The organism is Terrihalobacillus insolitus, assembly GCF_028416575.1.
GTDB lineage: Bacteria > Bacillota > Bacilli > Bacillales > Amphibacillaceae > Terrihalobacillus > Terrihalobacillus insolitus.
Map to the genome: position 1 here is coordinate 113,266 of NZ_JAMQKB010000008.1, position 19,676 is coordinate 132,941.

Below are 19,676 nucleotides of genomic sequence, written 5' to 3' on the forward strand. Positions count from 1 at the left end.
TCATCCCCCCTAAAGTCTCACATTAAATGTACGTATGGAACGTGGATCATTACAAAATGTTTTTAGTCGCAAGGTTCCTTAGTTGCTTCACCTCATGAGGGGTTAACTCCCTTACCTCACCAGGGTGCATTCCTGTCGTCGTTAGAAAACCATATTTTTCTCGTTTTAGTTTTTCAACAGGAGCATCAATGGCTTCTAACATTTTTTTTATTTGTCTATTTTTTCCTTCGTGCAACACAATTTCAACGATTGCCTTTTTATTTTTGTTGTCCGTCGAAATAATGCTTGTTCGAACAGCTCTCAATCGTTCCCCATCAGCTTGAATTCCTTTTTTTAACCGTGCCAATTGATCGATTGTGGGGATCCCTTTTGTTTTAGCAATATACACTTTTTCGATCTCATGTTTCGGATGCATAAGCATGTTTGCAAAATCGCCATCGTTTGTTAACAAAAGTAAACCAGATGTATCGTAATCAAGTCTTCCGATTGGATACACTCTTTGCTGAATATCTGGTAAGAAGTCCGTAACAACTTTTCTATCTTTGTCATCCTTTACACTAGAAATAACGCCTCTTGGTTTGTATAGTAAAAAATAGACGGGTTCTTCTTTTTCAAGTGGGATACCATTCACTTCGATTTTATCATGATGTGCAACCTTTGTACCTAATTTAATTTGAACTTTTCCATTAACTTTTACCTTACCAGCTACGATTAATTCTTCAGCTTTACGTCTAGAAGTTACGCCACTTTGGGCAATTACTTTTTGCAATCTGTCTCCATTATTTTCCATATCATCACCATTTTGTTTGTATTTTCCCCATATCTTTACAAAAACAAGAGCGTTAACATGTACGTTAACGCCTTAAGTCGAGAATACAATCGTTACAATTACGATTGATGCTATTATACCAATAAGATCTGCTATCAGTCCAACCTTAAGAGCATCCCCCATCCTCCTAATTCCAACTGCTCCAAAATAAACCGTTAAAATATAAAGTGTCGTGTCTGTACTTCCTTGCATGGTGGAAGCAAGTCTTCCAATAAAAGAATCAGGGCCATACGTTTGGATTAGCTCTGTTGTCATTCCGAGTGCAGCTGTTCCTGAAATCGGTCGAACAAGGGCCAGTGGCACAATTTCTGAAGGGACGCCAAAAAGGGACAGTAGTGGGGAAATAAATTGGATCATTGCCTCCAAAGCACCAGAACTCCGGAGAATCGCAATCGAAACAATCATTCCTAATAAAAATGGAAGAAGGGAAACAGCCATTTTGACTCCTTCTTTTCCTCCTTCCACAAATAACTCATACGTCGGTAACTTTTTCCAAGTAGCTACTAATAAAACGAATAAAATGAGACTTGGAATGAGCCACGTACTAATGGTTGTTATTACACTCATCGTTTTGTTTTACGCACCCTTCTATAGTAGAATATTCGATCAACTATAATTGCTCCTAAAGAGGATATGAACGTTGCAATAATAGTAGTACCGACGATTTCTGTTGGGGCACCAGACTCATATTTCATGCGAATCGCAATAACAGTGGTCGGTATTAATGTGACACTTGATGTATTTATTGCTAGGAAAGTTATCATTGACCTACTTGCATGATCAGATTGACTTAATTCTTTCATTTGCTCCATTGCCTTAATTCCCATCGGTGTTGCGGCATTCCCTAAACCAAAGAGGTTTGCAGTAATATTCGATAAAATATATCCCATTGCTGGATGATCCTTTGGTATATCTGGAAACAATCTTGATACAAATGGACGAAACATTTTCGTTAAGATTCGTAAAAGTCCCGCCTTTTCTGCAACTTTCATTAAACCTAACCAGAAGACGAGTACACTAATTAAACCAATCGATAGCATTACTGCTTCATCAGCACTTTCAAATAATGCCTTATTCACTTCCTCCATTGTTCCATTAAACATCGCATAGACAATTCCGAGAATCGCCATGGAGGCCCATATGATATTAACCATCTAAGAAACTCCGATCGTTTGATAGATAAGTTGTGTAAACTCATTCCAAAAACCAGTATCTTCTTCCTCTGTTTCCTGTTGTTTTTGGTATATTCCTGTTTCAGCAATAACCTCACCATCGATTGAATACACCTTTTCCCCTATCTTTTCGTCCGTTTTTTCTCTTTCGATATAAATATTTTCTTTCACCTTCCCTTTTTCATCCTTGCTTAAAGGAACGACTAAATCTTGAAGGATATATCCTGACTCACTTTGCTCTGTACCCGTCATTTGATACGTTTCTTTCCCTTTTTCATCGATTTTTGATAAATCGTATGTATCATAACCCCATTCAAATAATCGGGTGTGATCATTCCAGTCATCTGGTGCATCCAAGGTAACCGCAATTAATTCCATATTTTCTTTCTTGGAGACAGATACAAGTGTACGACCTGTCTTTCTCGTATAACCTGTTTTACCTCCAATACTATATTTATAGTACTTTGTTAGCATTTTATTTTTGTTACGCCATGAATAAGTGCGCGTTTCAGCTTTATAGGACTTTGCCCCAGTAATTTCTCGGAACGTTTCGTTTTCCATAGCGTACCGCATCAATAGAGCCATGTCGTAGGCCGTTGAATAATGAGTGTCAGAATCCAGACCATGTGGGTTGTCAAAATTGGTGTTTGTCATTCCAAGCCAGGCCGCTTTTTCATTCATTAAGTAAGCGAATCCTTCCACACTTCCACCTAAGTATTCCGCAATTGCTACAGCAGAATCATTTCCGGAACGAAGCATCAGGCCATAAACTAAATCCTTTAGCTTCATTTTTTCTCCTTCTTTTAAATAAATTGAGGAGCCTTCTGTATATGCAGCTCGACGGCTTGTTGTAACTGTTTCATTTAACTTACCTGACTCGACTGCCAAGATCGCAGTCATAATTTTCGTTATACTTGCAATGGATTGTTTCTTGTTCGCAGCTTTTTCATACAACACCCTGCCTGTTGATTGTTCCATTAAAACAGCATTATTTGCTGATACACTTGGCTTTGCAAAGGCTTTTCGCGATGTATTAGGTAACATAACAAGCATGAATGTCAATAGAATGAGTAAGTATTTCAACTGATCTTCCTCCCAACCTTCCCGATGTCTTGTACAATTTTATGCAAAAAGGACATGCATATGATTGAAAGTTGAAATTTAAAAAAATTGCACATTATTATTAGTGCGTGTTCATCCTCTATTTGCAAAAATAAAAATTCCGTCCATGGCAAGGACGGAACTTTTATTTTTTAGAATAGGTTTTCATCTCACTTATTTAATTGTATCCCAGCTTTTTTAATTTCAGGCGTTAACTGTTTTGTTTTATAGAGGCAGAATTATGCTTGCGAATTGGTGATGTGCCTGTCTCAATACTTTCATAATCAGAAAATTGATCACGCATAATTTGAAAAGAGCGATCTAAAGTATAGACTAATTGAGCCACAGAACGCGGCGGCATGTTTCGAAATCTAATCGATTCACTTCTTGTATAGGAGGCCCTGCTGTCTTCATACCAGCTGTCGTTTTTAGGTGCATAAAATTCTAAAATACATTTATGATAAATCCCATACAATGTTTTCTTTGCCATCTGCTCTTGTTCGCAATTTGATCTTAGATTTTTTTTAACAGCATCCAACGCTTCATCAGAAATAACTTCTAACCTTCGAAGGGCTTTTAATACTTCTTTATAATATGCTCTGTTTTTACTGCCCTCTTCATGAAGTAGTTTCTCCATATAATGTTCATCCAAGTAATGGCTTAATTGTTCATTGATTTTTGTTAGACAACGACTCGCTTCATTCATGTGGTCACAGACAATAGGATTAGTCATCATCGTTCCTCCTGTAGTTCTACTTCTTTATACTGTGTAAAAGATGATAACATCTTCTAACTATTTATAAGAGGATGTTCAAACCTCTAAATCCGAAATGTATTACGCTTTACCTTAACCTGTTTCAATCCGTTTTAAACATTTACCATATTATTTTTCATTTTGTTTGAATTGGTTTTGAAATTGTTCAAAGAATAAGTCCGCTTCATCTTCTACATCTGATTCAGAAATTCCATCTGGTAGTGGTGGCAGTTCATCGATTGAGGTTAATCCAAAATAAGTAAGAAAATCAACAGAAGTTCCATACAAGATTGGACGTCCAACCCCTTCTTTACGTCCTATTTCTTCAATCAAAGATCGATTGACCAAGGTATGAATCGGGCGATCACTTTTAACTCCTCTAATTTCCTCGATTTCTGTCTTTGTAATTGGTTGTTGATAGGCAACAATTGCCAACGTCTCTAATGCCGCCTGAGACAATCTTGATGTTTGAGGAGATTCTATCAATTTGTCATAATAGATAGAATGCTCCGGTTTGGTTGTTAAATGAAATAGATTCTGAGACTGCATGATTGTGATGCCACGCTTTAAATGCTCATAGTCATATTTAAGTTCATCCATAATATGCTCAACGGTTTCATCATCAACTTCCAGGATTTGCTGTATTTGTTTCTTACTTAAACCCTCATCCCCTGAAGCAAACAATAAGCCTTCCGTAATGGCCTTACATTCCTCTATCTCCACGATTCACCCTCCAATTTTGTAAACAATGAAATCATCAAAGTTTGCCTTTTGCACACAATAAATTTCTCGTGCTTTCATTAGTTCTAAAATCGCAATAAACGTGGCAACGATATGAGAACGCGAAGGATACGAAAATAAATCAAAAAACGCAATGCCATCGGTTCTATTATGTAATTCTAAAACAATTTCTTCCATCCGCTGTTTAATCGGGATTTCGGAACGTTGTATTTTGGTTTCGAATGGTTTATCCCATTTTTTCCTCTCAAAAACTTTGTTCATAGCAGCTATCATATCATATATAGACATATCCCCCTGTACCACTGGAGATTTCTTTTCCATCTTTTCGAATACGATGGGTGGTCTTGTATAAATTCTATTTGTACTGTCTTCTTTTTCCTTTAATTGTGCTGCTGCTTCTTTGTATTTTCGATACTCGATCAATCTACGCATTAACTCATCGCGCGGATCTTCTTCATATTCATCAGAATCTGCTTCTAGTTCCTGATTCGGTAATAGCAGCTTACTTTTAATTGCTAGAAGAGTTGCAGCCATTACTAAATATTCACTGGCAATATTCAATTCTAACTGCTGCATCGTATGGATATAATGCATATATTGCTCAGAAATTGTGGCAACTGGTATGTCATGAATATCAATCTCGTATTGGTTTATTAAGTGAAGGAGTAGATCTAATGGGCCTTCAAATGCATCTATCTTTACTTGATATGACTCACTCATCCTTTTCTCCCTTCCAGGTTCCATGGACACCGTTCTATTTAAAAAGCCAGCTCTATCGTTAAGAGCTGACTTTTATTTTTCATCGGGTTGGCATTTTCTGATGAAATCCTTTGTCCATTCATCAGTGCAAATAGCATACTTTTCACCAAAAAGCTCTTTCATTTCGTTTACCATCTTTTTTCCTATTCCCATATTTCGGTGAGATGGATTCACGGAAATATGCTGTATGACAGCATTCAATCCGTCTTCAACACGCATCCCAATGGCTCCTAATATGTCGTCTTCTTTCCACAAAAATAGATGCCAATTCGGATTACTTTCATATTCTTTTATTGTTTGCTGAAGTTTTTTAACTTCCTTTTCTTCGGGCATAAATGACAAAAGCCCCATTGCGATTTTTTCGAAATTCTTTTTATAACGAATTAACATAGTTACCCCTCATCATGAAAATAACTTCCCAATTAGCGAGAGCAGAAAAATAATACTAACACCAACTATGACCCAAAACAGTACTTTATCTTGTTTGTCACCATTCGTCAACACAATCATCCTTAGTGTTTTTATCCTATTATCATTCACTTTGTTTCAACCGCTTAACAGATAATCTACCTATCATTATTGAACTATATCTTTCTATTCATACTCCTATCATACTACTTTTTACGTAAAAAGTCTTATTGTTGTTTCATTTTTTTTAAAAGAGTAAAGATTTTGTAGCCATCTGATGGCTTTTGTCCAATTTTAAACGGAATAAGGTTGATTACCCCAAGCCATATGTTAAATAATATAAATAGGCCTGCCATATTATTTTCTATTTCTAGGGTAGAAAGTCCTCCAGCCACTATTAAGTTACATAATGGTCCGCTGATACAGATGATTATTTGCTCTAAACGAGAAAATTCGTCATTTCTTTCACTATTTGAATACCCACCTAAAAAAAACACGCGGTGTATCGTGATAACCAACCGATTCCATTTAAATGTTAAAAGTCTTTTCCCACTACCTAATACAAGATTAACCCTACTAGCTTTTAATAGAAGGGAGGCTAATCCATGGCCAAGTTCATGTGCAAATAGTCCTAAAGGAGCCATTATCAGTATTAGGTAAATTAAATAGACAACCATCCAATATCACATTCCCTAAATTGCTGCAAGTATATGCTCAATTTCTACGTTAATTTGCTCAAGTCGCCCGAACCTGACATGTACGCGCCCTATGTCCCCGTTTTGCTCAAGTTGCTGCAGTAAAAGTAAAAGCGAGTCAATTGACTCACTTTACTTGTCTACCTCAGTCACACGTACCTTTTTCATTGCATCACCTTGTTGGATCCTTAAAACCGTATCCATTCCTTCAACCACTTGGCCAAAAACTGTATGGACACCATCTAAATGTGGTTGGCGTTCGTGTACAATAAAGAACTGACTGCCACCAGTATCTTTTCCTGCATGTGCCATCGATAACGATCCAGCAACATGTGTGTGTGGGTTTCCTTCTGTTTCGCACTTTATCGTATATCCTGGTCCACCAGCACCAGTTCCTGTTGGGTCACCACCTTGAGCAACAAAACCTGGAATGACGCGATGAAATGTTACATCGTCATAAAACTCACTATTAGCAAGTTTTTCAAAGTTTGCTACAGTATTTGGTGCCGCCTCTTCATACAGCTCTATTACAATTTGTTCCCCATTTTCAAATTCAATTGTTGCTTGTTTCATTTTATTTCCTCCTTGTATATTCGTTCTAAAGTATTTTGTAATACATGCTTATCATTCATATGATAAGTCATTTTTTGCAACATCTTCATAGGATTCTCGCTTGATAACGAGTTGATCCTTTCCATTTTCTACAAAGACGACAGCTGCTTTTGGAAATCTGTTGTAATGGTTAGACATGGAATACCCATATGCCCCCGTACTAAAAACAGCTAATAAATCTCCATGTGTTGTAGGAGGAACATCAATATCCCAAATCAGCATATCCCCTGATTCACAGCTTTTTCCAGCAACGGAAACGGTATCTGTACGCGGTATTTCTGCTTTGTTTGCGATGACCGCATCATATTTTGCTTGATAAAGTGCAGGTCGAATATTATCGGTCATTCCTCCATCAACTGAAATATATTTTCGTATTCCAGGAATTTCTTTCTTCGATCCAATCGAATAAATAGTCATTCCAGCATTTCCAACAATGGCTCGACCTGGTTCAATCCAAATTTCTGGGAATACTAAGCCACGAGCCTCCACTTGTGCAGTTACTTCTTCAACAAGTGCTTTAACATATGCTTGCAGGGGTAACGGCTTATCTTCTGAAGTATACCGAATGCCAAACCCTCCACCAAGGTTCATTACTTTTGGCATATATCCATATTGTTTATGCCAATTTCCTATTGTATCGAACAACCTTCTAACAGCAAGGAGAAAACCATCCGTTTCAAAAATTTGTGATCCTATATGACAGTGTAAACCTTTCACATGCATTCTGTCTTCTTCCATCAATTTGCGAAACGCCTGATCAGCTTGTCCATTTGAAAGATCAAAACCAAATTTTGAATCCTCGTTACCTGTCAATATATAATCATGTGTATGTGCCTCTATACCAGGAGTAACCCGGATAAGAACATCCATATCTCTGTTATAGTTTGCTAGAATATCCTTTAATAAAGTGATTTCATAAAAATTATCAATCACAATACACCCAATATTATGTTTCACTGCCATTTCTAGTTCTTCATAGCTTTTATTGTTCCCATGTAGGTGCATTTTATCTACTGGAAAGTTTGCTTTTAATGCTGTATATAGTTCACCTTGAGACACAACATCTAAACTTAGGTTTTCTTGTTTTGCTACTTGTAGCATCGCCACTGAAGAAAAAGCCTTACTTGCATATGCTACTTCAGCTTTTACCCCTAGTTCCTTGAACGTTTGCACAAATGCCCGTGCATTATCACGTATTACAGAAACATCATACACAAAAAGAGGTGTTCCGTATTTTTCGGCTAGTAGAACCGAGTCTATGCCACCAATCTCTAAATGTCCATGTTGGTTGACGTGATAAGAATGATTCATGCGAGCACCTCCAATTCTTCTTATGAATGAAAAAAATCCCTTATCGCCAAATGATACGGAATGGGAAAAGGGATTTATCCTCTATCTTTCAGCCAAAAGATAACAGATTAAAGAAAATGCCGAGGCTTTCCGTTACCTTTATCCAAAAACATATAACGTAAATTTATCATAATCATTGTTTTCATTCAACCTTTAAGTGCGTGTTCAAAAATTTATGGCTGCCGATAATTGTTTCTCGGGTGTACAATACTTGGACGATCTTTCATCGCAGGTACGGAAAGGCGGAACAAAATTTGGACGAGCGCATTTAAATTGAACGGAATAAACGGCCAAAGGAATGGTGTATTCAATGATTTGGTGTGGCTTAAACCAAGTATATATAAGGTGAATCCAACGGTAAGTCCTTCAACCCCAAACATAGCGGTAATGAGCACTAACAGCATTCGAGAAATTTTGTTTGCCATACTCAACTCATAGCTTGGCGTTGCAAACGACCCAATTGCACTTATCGAGACATATAGAATAACTTCTGGGCTAAACAGTCCTACATCAATTGCGATTTGGCCAATTAATACGGCTGCGATTAAACCCATTGCTGTAGATAAAGCGGTAGGTGTGTGAATTGCGGCCATTCGTAAAAATTCAACACCTATATCTGCTAACAAAATCTGTACAAAAATTGGAATATTTCCTTGTTCATTTGGGCCGATAAACTCCAGTCCACTTGGTAGTAATGTGGGTTCCATTACGAACAATAACCACATAGGAAGTAGAAAAACTGAAGCTAAAATTCCAATAAATCTGATCCACCGAACAAATGAACCAATCATTGGAGACTGTCGATATTCCTGTGCGTGCTGGACATGATGAAAGTAAGTTGTCGGGGTAATGATCATACTTGGTGATGTATCAACCATTATCAGGACGTGTCCTTCAAACAAGTGTGTGGCCGCTATGTCAGGCCGTTCCGTATAACGAACCATTGGAAATGGATTAAACCTCTGTTTGACAAGAAATTCCTCCACCGTTTTATCCGCCATGGCGATCCCATCAATTTCGATATTCTCAAGTTCTTTTTTTATCACCTTAATCAAACCATCGTCAGCAATATCCTGAATATACGAAATACATATGTCTGTTTTCGAGCGCTCACCTACTTTTAGTATTTCATTACGTAGCCGTTCGTCCCGAATACGTCTTCTAGTAAGCGCAGTGTTTTCGATAATATTTTCCGTGAAACCATCTCTCGAGCCACGAACTACTTTTTCTGTATCAGGTTCTTCAGGGGCACGACCAGGATATTTTCTAACATCTATAATGTATGCTTCGCTGTCACCGTCAATAAATACTACAATTAACCCAGACAGTAATTGATCAACGACTTCATCCATATTTTTAACTTTGTCAACTTGCTGATGGACAAGACGGTTTTCAATTACTTCGGGCAATTTTGACGTATTTCTTTCCTGATCATTTATTGATACCAATTTTTTTATGATTTGTACGATGACAGAAGTATCACATAAACCAGTTAAGTAATACAAATGAACTTTTTTCTTAAATATTGTAATTTCGCGAAAGCCGACGTCGAATGAAGTTCCAACACCCACACGTTTTTTCATGTATTCCTGAACTTCTTTTACCTTATTCGGTACTGGGACTTTTTCTTTTAATTGACCCAAATTGTTCACCCCTCTCCAAAATTAGCTCAATTGCTTTTCTCGTAATTGGTGAACCTTTTTTCAGATCATCGTTCCCGTGCATTTTTCCTATGTCACCGATCGCAATTACAATCGGTAGATCTAGTTGATCCAAAGAATAGACCGTATCACCATTAATTCTGCCGATTTCTGGTATTGAAACTCCTTCTTTATCCACACCATTTGCGGTTAATTGGCCATACCGATCGATGGCAAATGAAAACCTTGTCCATTCCATATTTTTTGTGTGTGCCGCGACAGCTATTGCGCCAATAATGTCTATGTCAGGGTGATCCTTTAAGGCGAGCAAGACTTTTTCTCCTGCTCCAACCCCTGGAATACCTGCATCATCTATAAGAACATAAACAGGTTCTTCCTTCGCTTTCAATACCGCTCGAATCACCTTGTCTGGAGTAACTACAGTTGGATTATCCGACAAGTAAGATAAACACGTTCCACCAAGCTCATTTGCTAAATAGTCCAACGTTTTTCTTGCGTATTCGTCTCCGTCTGTTATCACAATAATACGTTTCTTCTTTGACATGCTATCGATCCTTTCAAGTAAAAACGGTGTGTGATAGATGTAGGAATCCTACCTAATCTCAATTAATTTTTACGAAAATAAGCCACTGGAATAACGATCCAAAAATTTTACCGAAAACAAGAGCCATTAATAGCCAAACAATATGCTGTTCCAAACCAACACGTTTTGCTACAAGTGGAAAAACATTCAAGACCTCAGTTAAAGCTGCCGCCAACATTCCGATAAACACACCATGGAACATCCCCCAAATAATGACAAGTAATTTAGAAAGATGAAAAGGGTTCCCGTTAAATGACAAATAAGTTCCAAATAAAGAACCAACAATTACGGCTACTTCGTATGTCCTTAAGAAGATATCCGTTTTGCTTAATTGAACTAACCTTGGGATGATCCCAAGTACCGTCAAAAAAGCAACAAAACCACAACCAACAGCTAAACCAGAAGCAAACCCAATAAATACCTCAATTGCTCTATTTAATAACATCTTTTTTATTCAATTCATTTTCATGGTAGGTTACATAGCTGTCTAGTTCCTGTTGGTATTTGTGCATTTCAATCTCAAGTGGGCTTGGCTCCTCATTAAATCTCTTCTTAAATAAATGATTAAAAAACAAAATCATCCCAATGCCAAGGCCGATTGAATAAGGTACTTGTAGCCAAAGAGGATTCGTAACCTTGTCCCCTGTTAATAAGTAATGTAAGTTTTGTTGCACTTCTTGCATACTAACATCGTAATGGAAATTCATGATCGCCATTGCAGCACCAATAAATAAAAGCAGCCAAATAACACTTACTAAAAATATGGATGGTTTTTTTATGGAGTTTTTCACTATCTTTATAATCGTTTCCGATGGTCCCAGCTGTTGAAATTCAAACGAAGGAAATTTTTTAACCAGTTGATCTACTAACATAAAACTGTCAAGGATTGCTAAGTTGTGGTCCGTTTCTTTCACTTGGTATATATGCTGATCTCGAATGGATTGTAATACTTGTTCACTTCCAGAAATCCAAGCTATATCCTTTAAAAGTATGTTCGTTCCTTGTTTAACTTCAAGCTTTTTTTTCATCCTCAAATAAACAATTTCCCCCATATGATTTCCTCCTTTAAGTACGTGACGGAAATATATCCTTAGTATGTTTCAGTAATCGATTTATCATGCACATGGAGGAAGTAAGATGCTAGACTAGAGGAAGCAGGTTTTCCGTGGTTTAGCGGACTGAGAGGCCCTTATTTTCAGTAAATGGCGTGATTTCCGTGGTTTAGCGGACTCACAGGCCCTTATTTGCTCCTATTGGGCCATTTTTGGCTGGCTTTTTGGCAATTAACGGCCTCTCAGTCCGCGAAACCCGTCAATACCACGGTTTTGGGCCAAATAGCGGCCTCTCAGTCCGCGAAAAATTCGATGCGGACTGAGAGGCCCTTATTTTCAGCAAATGGCGTGATTTCCGTGGTTAAGCGGACTCACAGGCCCTTATTTGCTCCTATTGGTTCATTTTTGGCTGGCTTTTTGGCAATTAACGGCCTCTCAGTCCGCGAAACCCGTCAATACCACGGTTTTGGGCCAAATAGCAGCCTCTCAGTCCGCTAAAAATTCGATGCGGACTGAGAGGCCCTTATTTGCTCCAAATGGGCTATTTTTGGCTGGCTTTTCGGCAATTAAGGGCCTCTCAGTCCGCGAAACCCGTCAAAACCGCGGTTTTGGGCCAAATAGCGGCCTCTCAGTCCGCGAAAAATTCGATGCGGACTGAGAGACCCTTATTTTCGATAAACGACATGGTTTCCGTGGTTTAGCGGACTCACAGGCCCTTATTTGCTCTAGATGGGCTATTAACCAAAAGAACAGTGATACGAATTGTATCACTGTTCTAAGAGTCCAATCTGTTCTTTCATATAATGAAGAATTTTCTTTTCTAGTCTGGAAACTTGGACTTGGGAAATTCCTAATCTTTCTGCTACTTCGGATTGGGTTTGATCCTTATAATACCGCAAGTATACAATTAATCTTTCTCTTTCTTCCAAATTTCGGATCGCCTCTTGAAGTGCGATCTTATCAAACCATTTTGTGTCCTGATCGGCAATCTGATCCAACAATGTAATGGGATCCCCATCGTTTTCATAGACCGTTTCATGAATGGAATGTGGGAGCTTCGCCGCTTCCTGTGCATGAACGATCTCTTCTGGTGAAAGATCCATTTCTTCCGCAAGCTCATTGATTGTTGGAGAACGGCCTAATTTTTTTGTTACTTCATCTTTTTTCTTACGTATTTTATTACCTACTTCTTTTAGTGAACGACTTACTTTCACACTACCGTCATCTCGAATAAACCTTTGAATTTCACCAATAATCATCGGAACTGCGTAAGTGGAAAAACGAACATCATAGGAAAGGTCAAATTTATCAATGGATTTCAGTAAGCCTATACACCCGATCTGGAACAAATCGTCAGGGTCATACCCTCGATTAATAAAACGCTGAACAACCGACCAAACAAGTCGAACATTCTTTTCTACTAACAAGTCTCTTGCTTGCTGATCACCCTGTTGACTTTGATAAATATACTGTTTTACCTGCTCATTGGTCAGCTGCTCATCCTTTTCTGATTGCTTAAGGTTTACGTCCATAAGCGTCCCCTTAATTGCATACTGTTTTACTTTTCTTTAATTGTTTCATTAATGTAACGCTTGTACCTTGATCAGGACTTGAAATAATTTCAACCTTATCCATGAAATTTTCCATAATTGTAAAACCCATCCCAGACCTCTCCAATTCTGGTTTCGATGTAAATAATGGTTGTTTCGCTTCCTCAATATTAAAAATGCCAACTCCATAATCCCGTATCGTTAGTTCCACTATATCTTCATCAAGTGTGCACGTTATATACACCATTTGATCTGGCTCGTTGTTATAGGCATGAATAATGGAATTGGTAACAGCTTCTGAAACAACTGTTTTTATTTCCGTTAATTCATCTACTGTCGGATCTAGTTGTGCTACAAAAGCTGCAACAGTAACTCTTGCAAACGACTCATTCGAACTAACACTAGAAAATTCTATATTCATTGTGTTCCTCATGAAGCCACCCCCAAGGTTAATAGGGCATATTGTTCATTTTCTTCAAGCCTAATAATTTTAAATAAACCTGACATTTCAAAAAGGCGCTTGACTGCTGGTGAGATTGAACAAACCACCATTTCTCCTCCCAATTGCGTGACTTCTTTGTATCTTCCAAGAATTACCCCTAATCCAGAGCTATCCATAAAAGACAGTGACTCAAGATTCAAAATAACATGTTTCACTTGATTTGCCTTTATCGTTTCCTGCCACTCTTTTTTCAATGTTTCTGCTGCATGATGGTCAAGTTCTCCAGAAAGACGGACCAACAAAACATTTTCTTTCGTTGTGTAATTAACAGAAAGACTCACTACTGATTCCTCCTTATTTGTTTCCTGTAGTGAACTTTCTTTATTTGCCTTTAAAAATCCTGCTAAACGACAAAAGTAGTGGTAAATCGTGAAAGGTTATCATCAATATTCTTTTTTCAACAAATCATCAAATGTTTCCTTAAATAACATCCAAAAACCTGCCATTCCAACATCTTCTTGTACTACAAGTGGAGTTTTTGATAAAGTTTTTCCGTTTTGAACGACAGATAATATACCTACTTGATCTCCTTTTGCAAGTGGAAGTTCTATATTTTCATTCAATTGAACGTTTGTTTGAATGTCTTTCAATTTTTCTCCTTTTTTATGCAATAAAGATACTGAATCACCAGTTACAACCTTCACTCCTTTTTTGTTTGCTTTCAGTAAGTCAAGCTTTGATACCGCTTGATTTCTCTCAAATAGCTTTTTTGTTTCATATTGATTAAAAGCATAATCAAGCATTTTTGTTACATCACTGTTTCTTTTTTTGGTTGTGTCTGCCCCCATCACTACTGCTATGACACGCATATCATTTCTTTCAGCAGTTGCCGTTAAGCAATACTTTGCTTTTGTTGTATATCCAGTCTTTAAACCATCTACCCCATCATAAAATTTGACGAGTTTATTCGTATTTACTAACCAGAATTCATCCTCTGTCCCTTTTCTTAAATAATCCTCATAGATACTGGTGTAGGACGTTATTTCTTCATGCTTTAGCAATTCCCGAGCCATTATAGCCATGTCATAGGCTGTACTGTAGTGATTTTCTGCTGGGAGTCCAGTAGGGTTTTCAAAGTGCGTGTTTTCCAAGTTAAGCTCTCTTGCCTTTTCGTTCATCATTTTTACGAAAGCTTCTTCACTTCCAGCGATTCGTTCTGCTAACGCAACACTTGCATCATTTCCAGATGCAACAGCCACCCCTTTCAACAAATCCTTTACAGTCATTTTTTCTCCTGCTTCAAGAAAAATTTGTGATCCGCCCATTGATGCAGCATATTCACTTATGCTTACTTTTTCTTCAAGCTCTATCGTTCCCTTATCCAATGCCTCCATGATTAAAATCAACGTCATAATTTTTGTCATGCTCGCTGGGGGAAGCTTATCATTCGCACCTTTTTCATACATGATTTTCCCAGTATCTCGTTCCAGCAAAATTGCTGATTGGGAATATTTAGTTAGCTCAATTTGCTCCTCTTTCTTTTCTCCATCCTGATGTTCCTTTGCACTTATGTATCCAGTTCCATAAGAAAAAATAAGGAAGAAAATGATGATCGACAAGAAACATTTCTGCATGGCAATCCCTCCTAGTCTGTAATGATCATATTTTTTCCATGATCGCTTATTTTTATAACTAAAAGTTTTTCTTAGTCAAAAAAAAATGATAAAAAGACTCGGGGAAACCCGAGTCTTTTTACCTTCCTATTTCATTACCTTATGAATAAATGCACGCTTATCTGGCTTTGAAGTAGAGTATCGATAGGCAGCTTTTACTTTTTCTAATGAGTCTGTTGCTTTGTCGGTGTTGCTATGAAGGATAGCCACTACGTCTCCTCTGTCCACTTTATCCCCGTATTTTTTTTGAAGCGTAATACCGACACCATGGCTGATTTCGTCTTCCTTCGTTGCTCTTCCAGCACCTAAATACATGGCTGCAACACCAATTAACTCTGCATCGACATCAGAAACATACCCCGTTTCTTCAGCCTTCACTTCTATATGGTGGGGCGCGGATGGTAACTGGGTAACATCATCGATCCTATCAGTGTTGCCACCTTGAGCTTCAACGAACGTACGAAATGCATGAAAAGCTTTACCATTATCAAGGTTTTTTTCTAACTCCAGATAAGCGTTCTCATATGTTGGGTATACTTCAGCAAGTACAGTCATATGGGCTGCCAATTCAAGAGCTAACCTTCTTAAATCAGGTATATGTTTACCATTTAGCACGGCAATAGCCTCTTTAATCTCATTTGCATTACCAATCTCATAACCTAATGGCTGATTCATATCACTGATGACCGCAATCGTTTGACGGCCTAGCGCATTTCCAATGTCCACCATTGACCGCGCAAGCGCTTCTGATTTTTCAATCGTTTTCATAAAAGCACCTGAACCTGTCTTTACGTCCAAAACGATGCTATCAGCCCCAGAGGCAAGTTTTTTGCTCATAATAGACCCAGCAATTAGTGGTATCGAATCAATGGTTCCTGTTACGTCACGTAGAGCATAAAGCTTTTTATCTGCAGGGGCTAAATTGCCTGTTTGTCCAGCAACGGCAAGCTTGAATTTATTTACATTATCAGTAAACACATTTTTCGTTAAACTACTATTAAATCCTTGAATCGAATCAAGTTTATCAATCGTCCCTCCTGTGTGACCTAGTCCTCTACCAGACATTTTGGCAACAGGTACACCGACAGAAGCAACAAGTGGACCAGTGATGAACGTTATTTTATCTCCTACCCCACCTGTGGAATGTTTATCAACCTTGTGCCCAGAAATGGCAGAAAGATCAATTTGCTCGCCTGAATCAACCATCGCCTGGGTAAGCCATGCTGTTTCTTTTTGTGTCATTCCATTAAAATAGATTGCCATAAGCAGTGCTGATGCTTGGTAATCTGGAATTGTCCCCTTCGTATAACCTTCAATAAAAAAATCAATTTCTTGTTTAGAAAGTTCTTTACCGTTTCTTTTATCAATAATTATATCTACCATTCGCATGGTTATCACCTTATTTCATAAATTTTCTCCATGACTAAAATGAGTGTATGCGGACTGAGAGGCCCTTATTTTCAGTAAAAGTGCTGATTTCCGTGGTTAAGCGGACTCACAGGACGCTATTTGCTCTAAATGGGCTACTTTTGGCTGGCTTTTTGGCAATTAAAGGCTTCTCAGTCCGCGAAACTCGCCAATACCACGATTTTTGGCCAAATAGCGGCCTCTCAGTCCGCTAAAAGTTCATTGGTATCCATAACCCTATTTTCTTATATCTTCTAGAAAACTTGATCCGTGTGTAGGCAATGGAACCTTAAAATTGTCAGCGATCGTCGCACCTATATCTGCAAATGTTTTCCGTAATGGAAGTTCTTTCCCTTGCTTAATACCAGTATGATAAATAAGCAGCGGTACGTATTCTCTTGTATGATCTGTACCATGATGAATCGGATCGTTTCCGTGATCGGCGGTAATGATTAATAAGTCTTGCTCATTAAGCTTACTTAAAACTTCTGACAGTCGCGTGTCAAAGGCTTCTAGCGCTTCACCATAACCCAATGGATCTCTACGGTGCCCATATTTAGCATCGAAGTCAACTAGATTTAGGAAACTTAGACCGTGAAAATCTTTCTCCATCGTTTCCACTAGTTTTGTCATACCATCGTCATTATCCATCGTTCTAACCGATTCTGTCACGCCTTCTCCATCGTAAATATCGGAAATTTTCCCAAGAGCAATAACATCCAAGTTTTGATCTGCTAAATCGTTCATCACGGTTCTTCCAAACGGTTTTAGAGCATAATCGTGTCGATTTGCTGTTCGTTCAAAAGTACCGTTAACACCGTTAAAAGGACGTGCAATAATCCTTCCAAGCATATATGGATCATCAAGTGTTAGTTCTCTGGCGATTTCACAAATTTGATAAAGCTCATCCAGCGGAACCACTTCTTCGTGTGCAGCTATCTGTAATACGGAATCAGCTGACGTATATACGATGATTGCACCAGTCTCCATATGCTTTTCGCCTAGTTCCTTTATAATTTCAGTCCCTGAGGCAGCCTTATTCCCGATCACTTTTCTACCTGTCCTATGTTCCAGTTTGTCAATAAGCTCTTCTGGAAATCCATTTGGAAAAGTGCGAAATGGTTGATTAATATATAATCCCATCATTTCCCAATGGCCTGTCATCGTGTCTTTTCCATTTGATGCCTCTTGCATCTTTGAATAATGTGCTAACGGCTGCGCTGCTTTTGCAATTCCTTTAATTTCTCGTATATTACTTAACCCGAGTTTCCCCATATTTGGCATGTGAAGGCCTTCCATATGATTTGCAATATGCCCAATCGTGTCTGCGCCTTTATCACCAAATTGTTCGGCATCAGGGGCTTCTCCAATACCAACTGAGTCCATCACAATTAAAAAAACACGTTTAAACTGGTTCATTGTTTGTCCCTCCTATGTATAATTACCTTTCCAAATACTAGTCAAATTATGCTCCTACACTTGATGTTGTAGGATGTCAGACAACCTCAGCCATATTTGTACCATTCCACCAATAGCATGTTCAAAACACTCGTGGTAAAACAGACACCAACATGAATTTAGAAGACGTGTGAAATTAGGACTTATTGTTTTTTCTTCGCACAAAAAGCTGGAAAATTAAGACTATATAAATACGTAGCTTAGGTGATCTTCTCCCCCATTATGCTCTAGGGTGATGAGATTGATAAATATCTTTTAGTCTAGCTTTTGTTACATGGGTATAAATTTGTGTTGTTGATATATCTGCATGTCCTAACATTTCTTGTACAGAACGTAAATCCGCCCCATTTTCGAGCAAATGTGTTGCAAATGAATGTCGTAATGTATGTGGTGTGATTTCTTTTGTTATATTCATATCCTTCGCCACGGATTTAAGTATCTTCCAAAAACCTTGTCTGGTCAGTGGTGCCCCACGATGATTCACAAATAGGGCATCCGTATTTATCTTTTTTGTGAGCTTTTGTCTTGCACTAGATAAATAAACCTCGATTGCCTCTTTTGCAAGATTACCCAAAGGAACGATTCTTTCTTTTGAGCCTTTGCCGAAACAACGAACAAAGCCCATTGTTAGGTGAAGATCACTTACCTTTAGCGATATAAGCTCAGATACTCTAAGACCAGTAGCATATAGCATTTCTAGCATAGCCTTATTCCTTTTTGCTAAAGGGTCCGATCCATTTAGTGAAAGAAGTTTATCCACTTCCTTTGTAGATAAAACCTTTGGAAGCTTTCTTTCCTTTCTTGGTGTTTCAATATGTAGACTAGGATCGATAGCGGCTCCATGCTCTCTTACTAAAAACTGATGAAACAGACGAATGGATGATAGAGTGCGGGACAGTGTTGCTGATGACTTATTACTGTCATTTAAAAAATACAAGTATTGGATAACTTGGGCACGACTAATTGTTTCCCATCTATTTTGATTTTGTTCCTTTTGCATATACGTTTGGTACTGCTTTAAATCTCTATAGTAGGATTCCAGTGTATTACGTGCTAGACCTCTTTCAACCTTTAAATAGTGTAAAAAGTCGTTCAATACATCTTCCATCACGCATTACTCCCCTAGTCGAAAAAATATGGACAAGCGATCAATAATACTCTGTTGATCATGTTCAAAAACCTTTACCGCTCGTCCACTTGGTGGATCATAACGGTGGTAGTTCTCATACTCTGTATTCATTATGCGAAGACCGTAATAAAAAAGCAATGTGCACCCTATAAAAATAATACATATTTTAATTGCATCCTTCAAAAATGGTAAAACCCGTTTCATTGACATAACTCCCTAGAAACATAGTAGATGAATAATCCTACTAAAAAGATATGCCAAAAAACAACTAAAATATACGTCCTATATGGAATGAATACA

23 protein-coding genes are annotated in these 19,676 nt (G+C 38.0%); all 23 read right to left on the reverse strand.

Annotated features, from left to right (window positions below; all coding sequences use genetic code 11):
• Nucleotides 1-49 precede the first annotated feature (49 nt).
• The 23 genes from NC797_RS09960 to NC797_RS10070 all read right to left on the reverse strand — a co-directional run bounded on the left by NC797_RS09960 (nt 50) and on the right by NC797_RS10070 (nt 19,580).
• Nucleotides 50-790, reverse strand: a complete 741-nt coding sequence (locus NC797_RS09960) for a pseudouridine synthase (protein ID WP_272436634.1) — start codon at nt 788-790, stop codon at nt 50-52.
• A 72-nt stretch (nt 791-862) separates the two neighbouring features.
• Nucleotides 863-1,396, reverse strand: coding sequence for a spore maturation protein (locus NC797_RS09965; RefSeq protein WP_272436635.1), 534 nt, complete (start codon nt 1,394-1,396; stop codon nt 863-865).
• A complete protein-coding gene (locus NC797_RS09970; protein ID WP_272436636.1) occupies nt 1,393-1,983 on the reverse strand; it encodes a nucleoside recognition domain-containing protein in 591 nt (196 codons plus the stop codon). The genes NC797_RS09965 and NC797_RS09970 overlap by 4 nt, the downstream gene beginning before the upstream one ends.
• Entirely contained in the window at nt 1,984-3,054 is a 1,071-nt protein-coding gene (locus NC797_RS09975; RefSeq protein ID WP_417168704.1) for a D-alanyl-D-alanine carboxypeptidase family protein, read from the reverse strand.
• A gap of 259 nt (nt 3,055-3,313) precedes the next feature.
• On the reverse strand, nt 3,314-3,835 hold the full coding sequence (locus NC797_RS09980; RefSeq protein WP_272436638.1) for a DUF3907 family protein: 522 nt from the start codon (nt 3,833-3,835) through the stop codon (nt 3,314-3,316).
• A gap of 150 nt (nt 3,836-3,985) precedes the next feature.
• The gene (gene scpB / locus NC797_RS09985) at nt 3,986-4,579 is read right to left on the reverse strand and encodes an SMC-Scp complex subunit ScpB (RefSeq protein WP_272436639.1); all 594 of its coding nucleotides are present in this window, start codon (nt 4,577-4,579) and stop codon (nt 3,986-3,988) included.
• Nucleotides 4,580-4,582: 3 nt separating this feature from the next.
• Complete coding sequence (locus NC797_RS09990; protein WP_272436640.1) at nt 4,583-5,317, reverse strand: segregation/condensation protein A; 735 nt, start codon at nt 5,315-5,317, stop codon at nt 4,583-4,585.
• A gap of 72 nt (nt 5,318-5,389) precedes the next feature.
• On the reverse strand, nt 5,390-5,746 hold the full coding sequence (locus NC797_RS09995) for a GNAT family N-acetyltransferase (RefSeq protein WP_272436641.1): 357 nt from the start codon (nt 5,744-5,746) through the stop codon (nt 5,390-5,392).
• A 245-nt stretch (nt 5,747-5,991) separates the two neighbouring features.
• Nucleotides 5,992-6,441 carry a M50 family metallopeptidase gene (locus tag NC797_RS10000; RefSeq protein ID WP_272436642.1) on the reverse strand — a complete coding sequence of 150 codons (450 nt, stop codon included), beginning with the start codon at nt 6,439-6,441 and terminating at the stop codon, nt 5,992-5,994.
• 150 nt (nt 6,442-6,591) lie between these two features.
• Nucleotides 6,592-7,032, reverse strand: coding sequence for a peptidylprolyl isomerase (locus NC797_RS10005; protein ID WP_272436643.1), 441 nt, complete (start codon nt 7,030-7,032; stop codon nt 6,592-6,594).
• A gap of 51 nt (nt 7,033-7,083) precedes the next feature.
• The gene (gene lysA / locus NC797_RS10010; protein WP_272436644.1) at nt 7,084-8,382 is read right to left on the reverse strand and encodes a diaminopimelate decarboxylase; all 1,299 of its coding nucleotides are present in this window, start codon (nt 8,380-8,382) and stop codon (nt 7,084-7,086) included.
• A 212-nt stretch (nt 8,383-8,594) separates the two neighbouring features.
• A complete protein-coding gene (locus tag NC797_RS10015; protein ID WP_417168703.1) occupies nt 8,595-10,064 on the reverse strand; it encodes a spore germination protein in 1,470 nt (489 codons plus the stop codon).
• Nucleotides 10,027-10,626 (reverse strand): stage V sporulation protein SpoVABEA, encoded by a 600-nt coding sequence (gene spoVAEA / locus NC797_RS10020; protein ID WP_272436645.1) that lies wholly within the window; start codon nt 10,624-10,626, stop codon nt 10,027-10,029. The genes NC797_RS10015 and spoVAEA overlap by 38 nt, the downstream gene beginning before the upstream one ends.
• A 58-nt stretch (nt 10,627-10,684) precedes the next feature.
• Nucleotides 10,685-11,110, reverse strand: a complete 426-nt coding sequence (locus NC797_RS10025) for a stage V sporulation protein AB (RefSeq protein ID WP_272436646.1) — start codon at nt 11,108-11,110, stop codon at nt 10,685-10,687.
• Complete coding sequence (locus NC797_RS10030; protein WP_272436647.1) at nt 11,097-11,717, reverse strand: stage V sporulation protein AA; 621 nt, start codon at nt 11,715-11,717, stop codon at nt 11,097-11,099. The genes NC797_RS10025 and NC797_RS10030 overlap by 14 nt, the downstream gene beginning before the upstream one ends.
• A 767-nt stretch (nt 11,718-12,484) precedes the next feature.
• On the reverse strand, nt 12,485-13,249 hold the full coding sequence (gene sigF, locus NC797_RS10035; protein WP_272436648.1) for an RNA polymerase sporulation sigma factor SigF: 765 nt from the start codon (nt 13,247-13,249) through the stop codon (nt 12,485-12,487).
• Between the two features lie 10 nt (nt 13,250-13,259).
• Nucleotides 13,260-13,700 (reverse strand): anti-sigma F factor, encoded by a 441-nt coding sequence (spoIIAB, locus tag NC797_RS10040; protein ID WP_272436649.1) that lies wholly within the window; start codon nt 13,698-13,700, stop codon nt 13,260-13,262.
• The gene (spoIIAA, locus tag NC797_RS10045) at nt 13,697-14,050 is read right to left on the reverse strand and encodes an anti-sigma F factor antagonist (protein ID WP_272436650.1); all 354 of its coding nucleotides are present in this window, start codon (nt 14,048-14,050) and stop codon (nt 13,697-13,699) included. The genes spoIIAB and spoIIAA overlap by 4 nt, the downstream gene beginning before the upstream one ends.
• 102 nt (nt 14,051-14,152) lie before the next feature.
• Complete coding sequence (locus NC797_RS10050; RefSeq protein WP_272436651.1) at nt 14,153-15,343, reverse strand: D-alanyl-D-alanine carboxypeptidase family protein; 1,191 nt, start codon at nt 15,341-15,343, stop codon at nt 14,153-14,155.
• A gap of 126 nt (nt 15,344-15,469) precedes the next feature.
• On the reverse strand, nt 15,470-16,771 hold the full coding sequence (locus NC797_RS10055) for a pyrimidine-nucleoside phosphorylase (protein WP_272436652.1): 1,302 nt from the start codon (nt 16,769-16,771) through the stop codon (nt 15,470-15,472).
• A 255-nt stretch (nt 16,772-17,026) separates the two neighbouring features.
• A complete protein-coding gene (deoB, locus tag NC797_RS10060; protein ID WP_272436653.1) occupies nt 17,027-18,208 on the reverse strand; it encodes a phosphopentomutase in 1,182 nt (393 codons plus the stop codon).
• Between the two features lie 259 nt (nt 18,209-18,467).
• On the reverse strand, nt 18,468-19,358 hold the full coding sequence (xerD, locus tag NC797_RS10065; protein ID WP_272436654.1) for a site-specific tyrosine recombinase XerD: 891 nt from the start codon (nt 19,356-19,358) through the stop codon (nt 18,468-18,470).
• Nucleotides 19,359-19,361: 3 nt separating this feature from the next.
• Complete coding sequence (locus NC797_RS10070) at nt 19,362-19,580, reverse strand: YqzK family protein (protein WP_272436655.1); 219 nt, start codon at nt 19,578-19,580, stop codon at nt 19,362-19,364.
• Nucleotides 19,581-19,676: the final 96 nt, after the last annotated feature.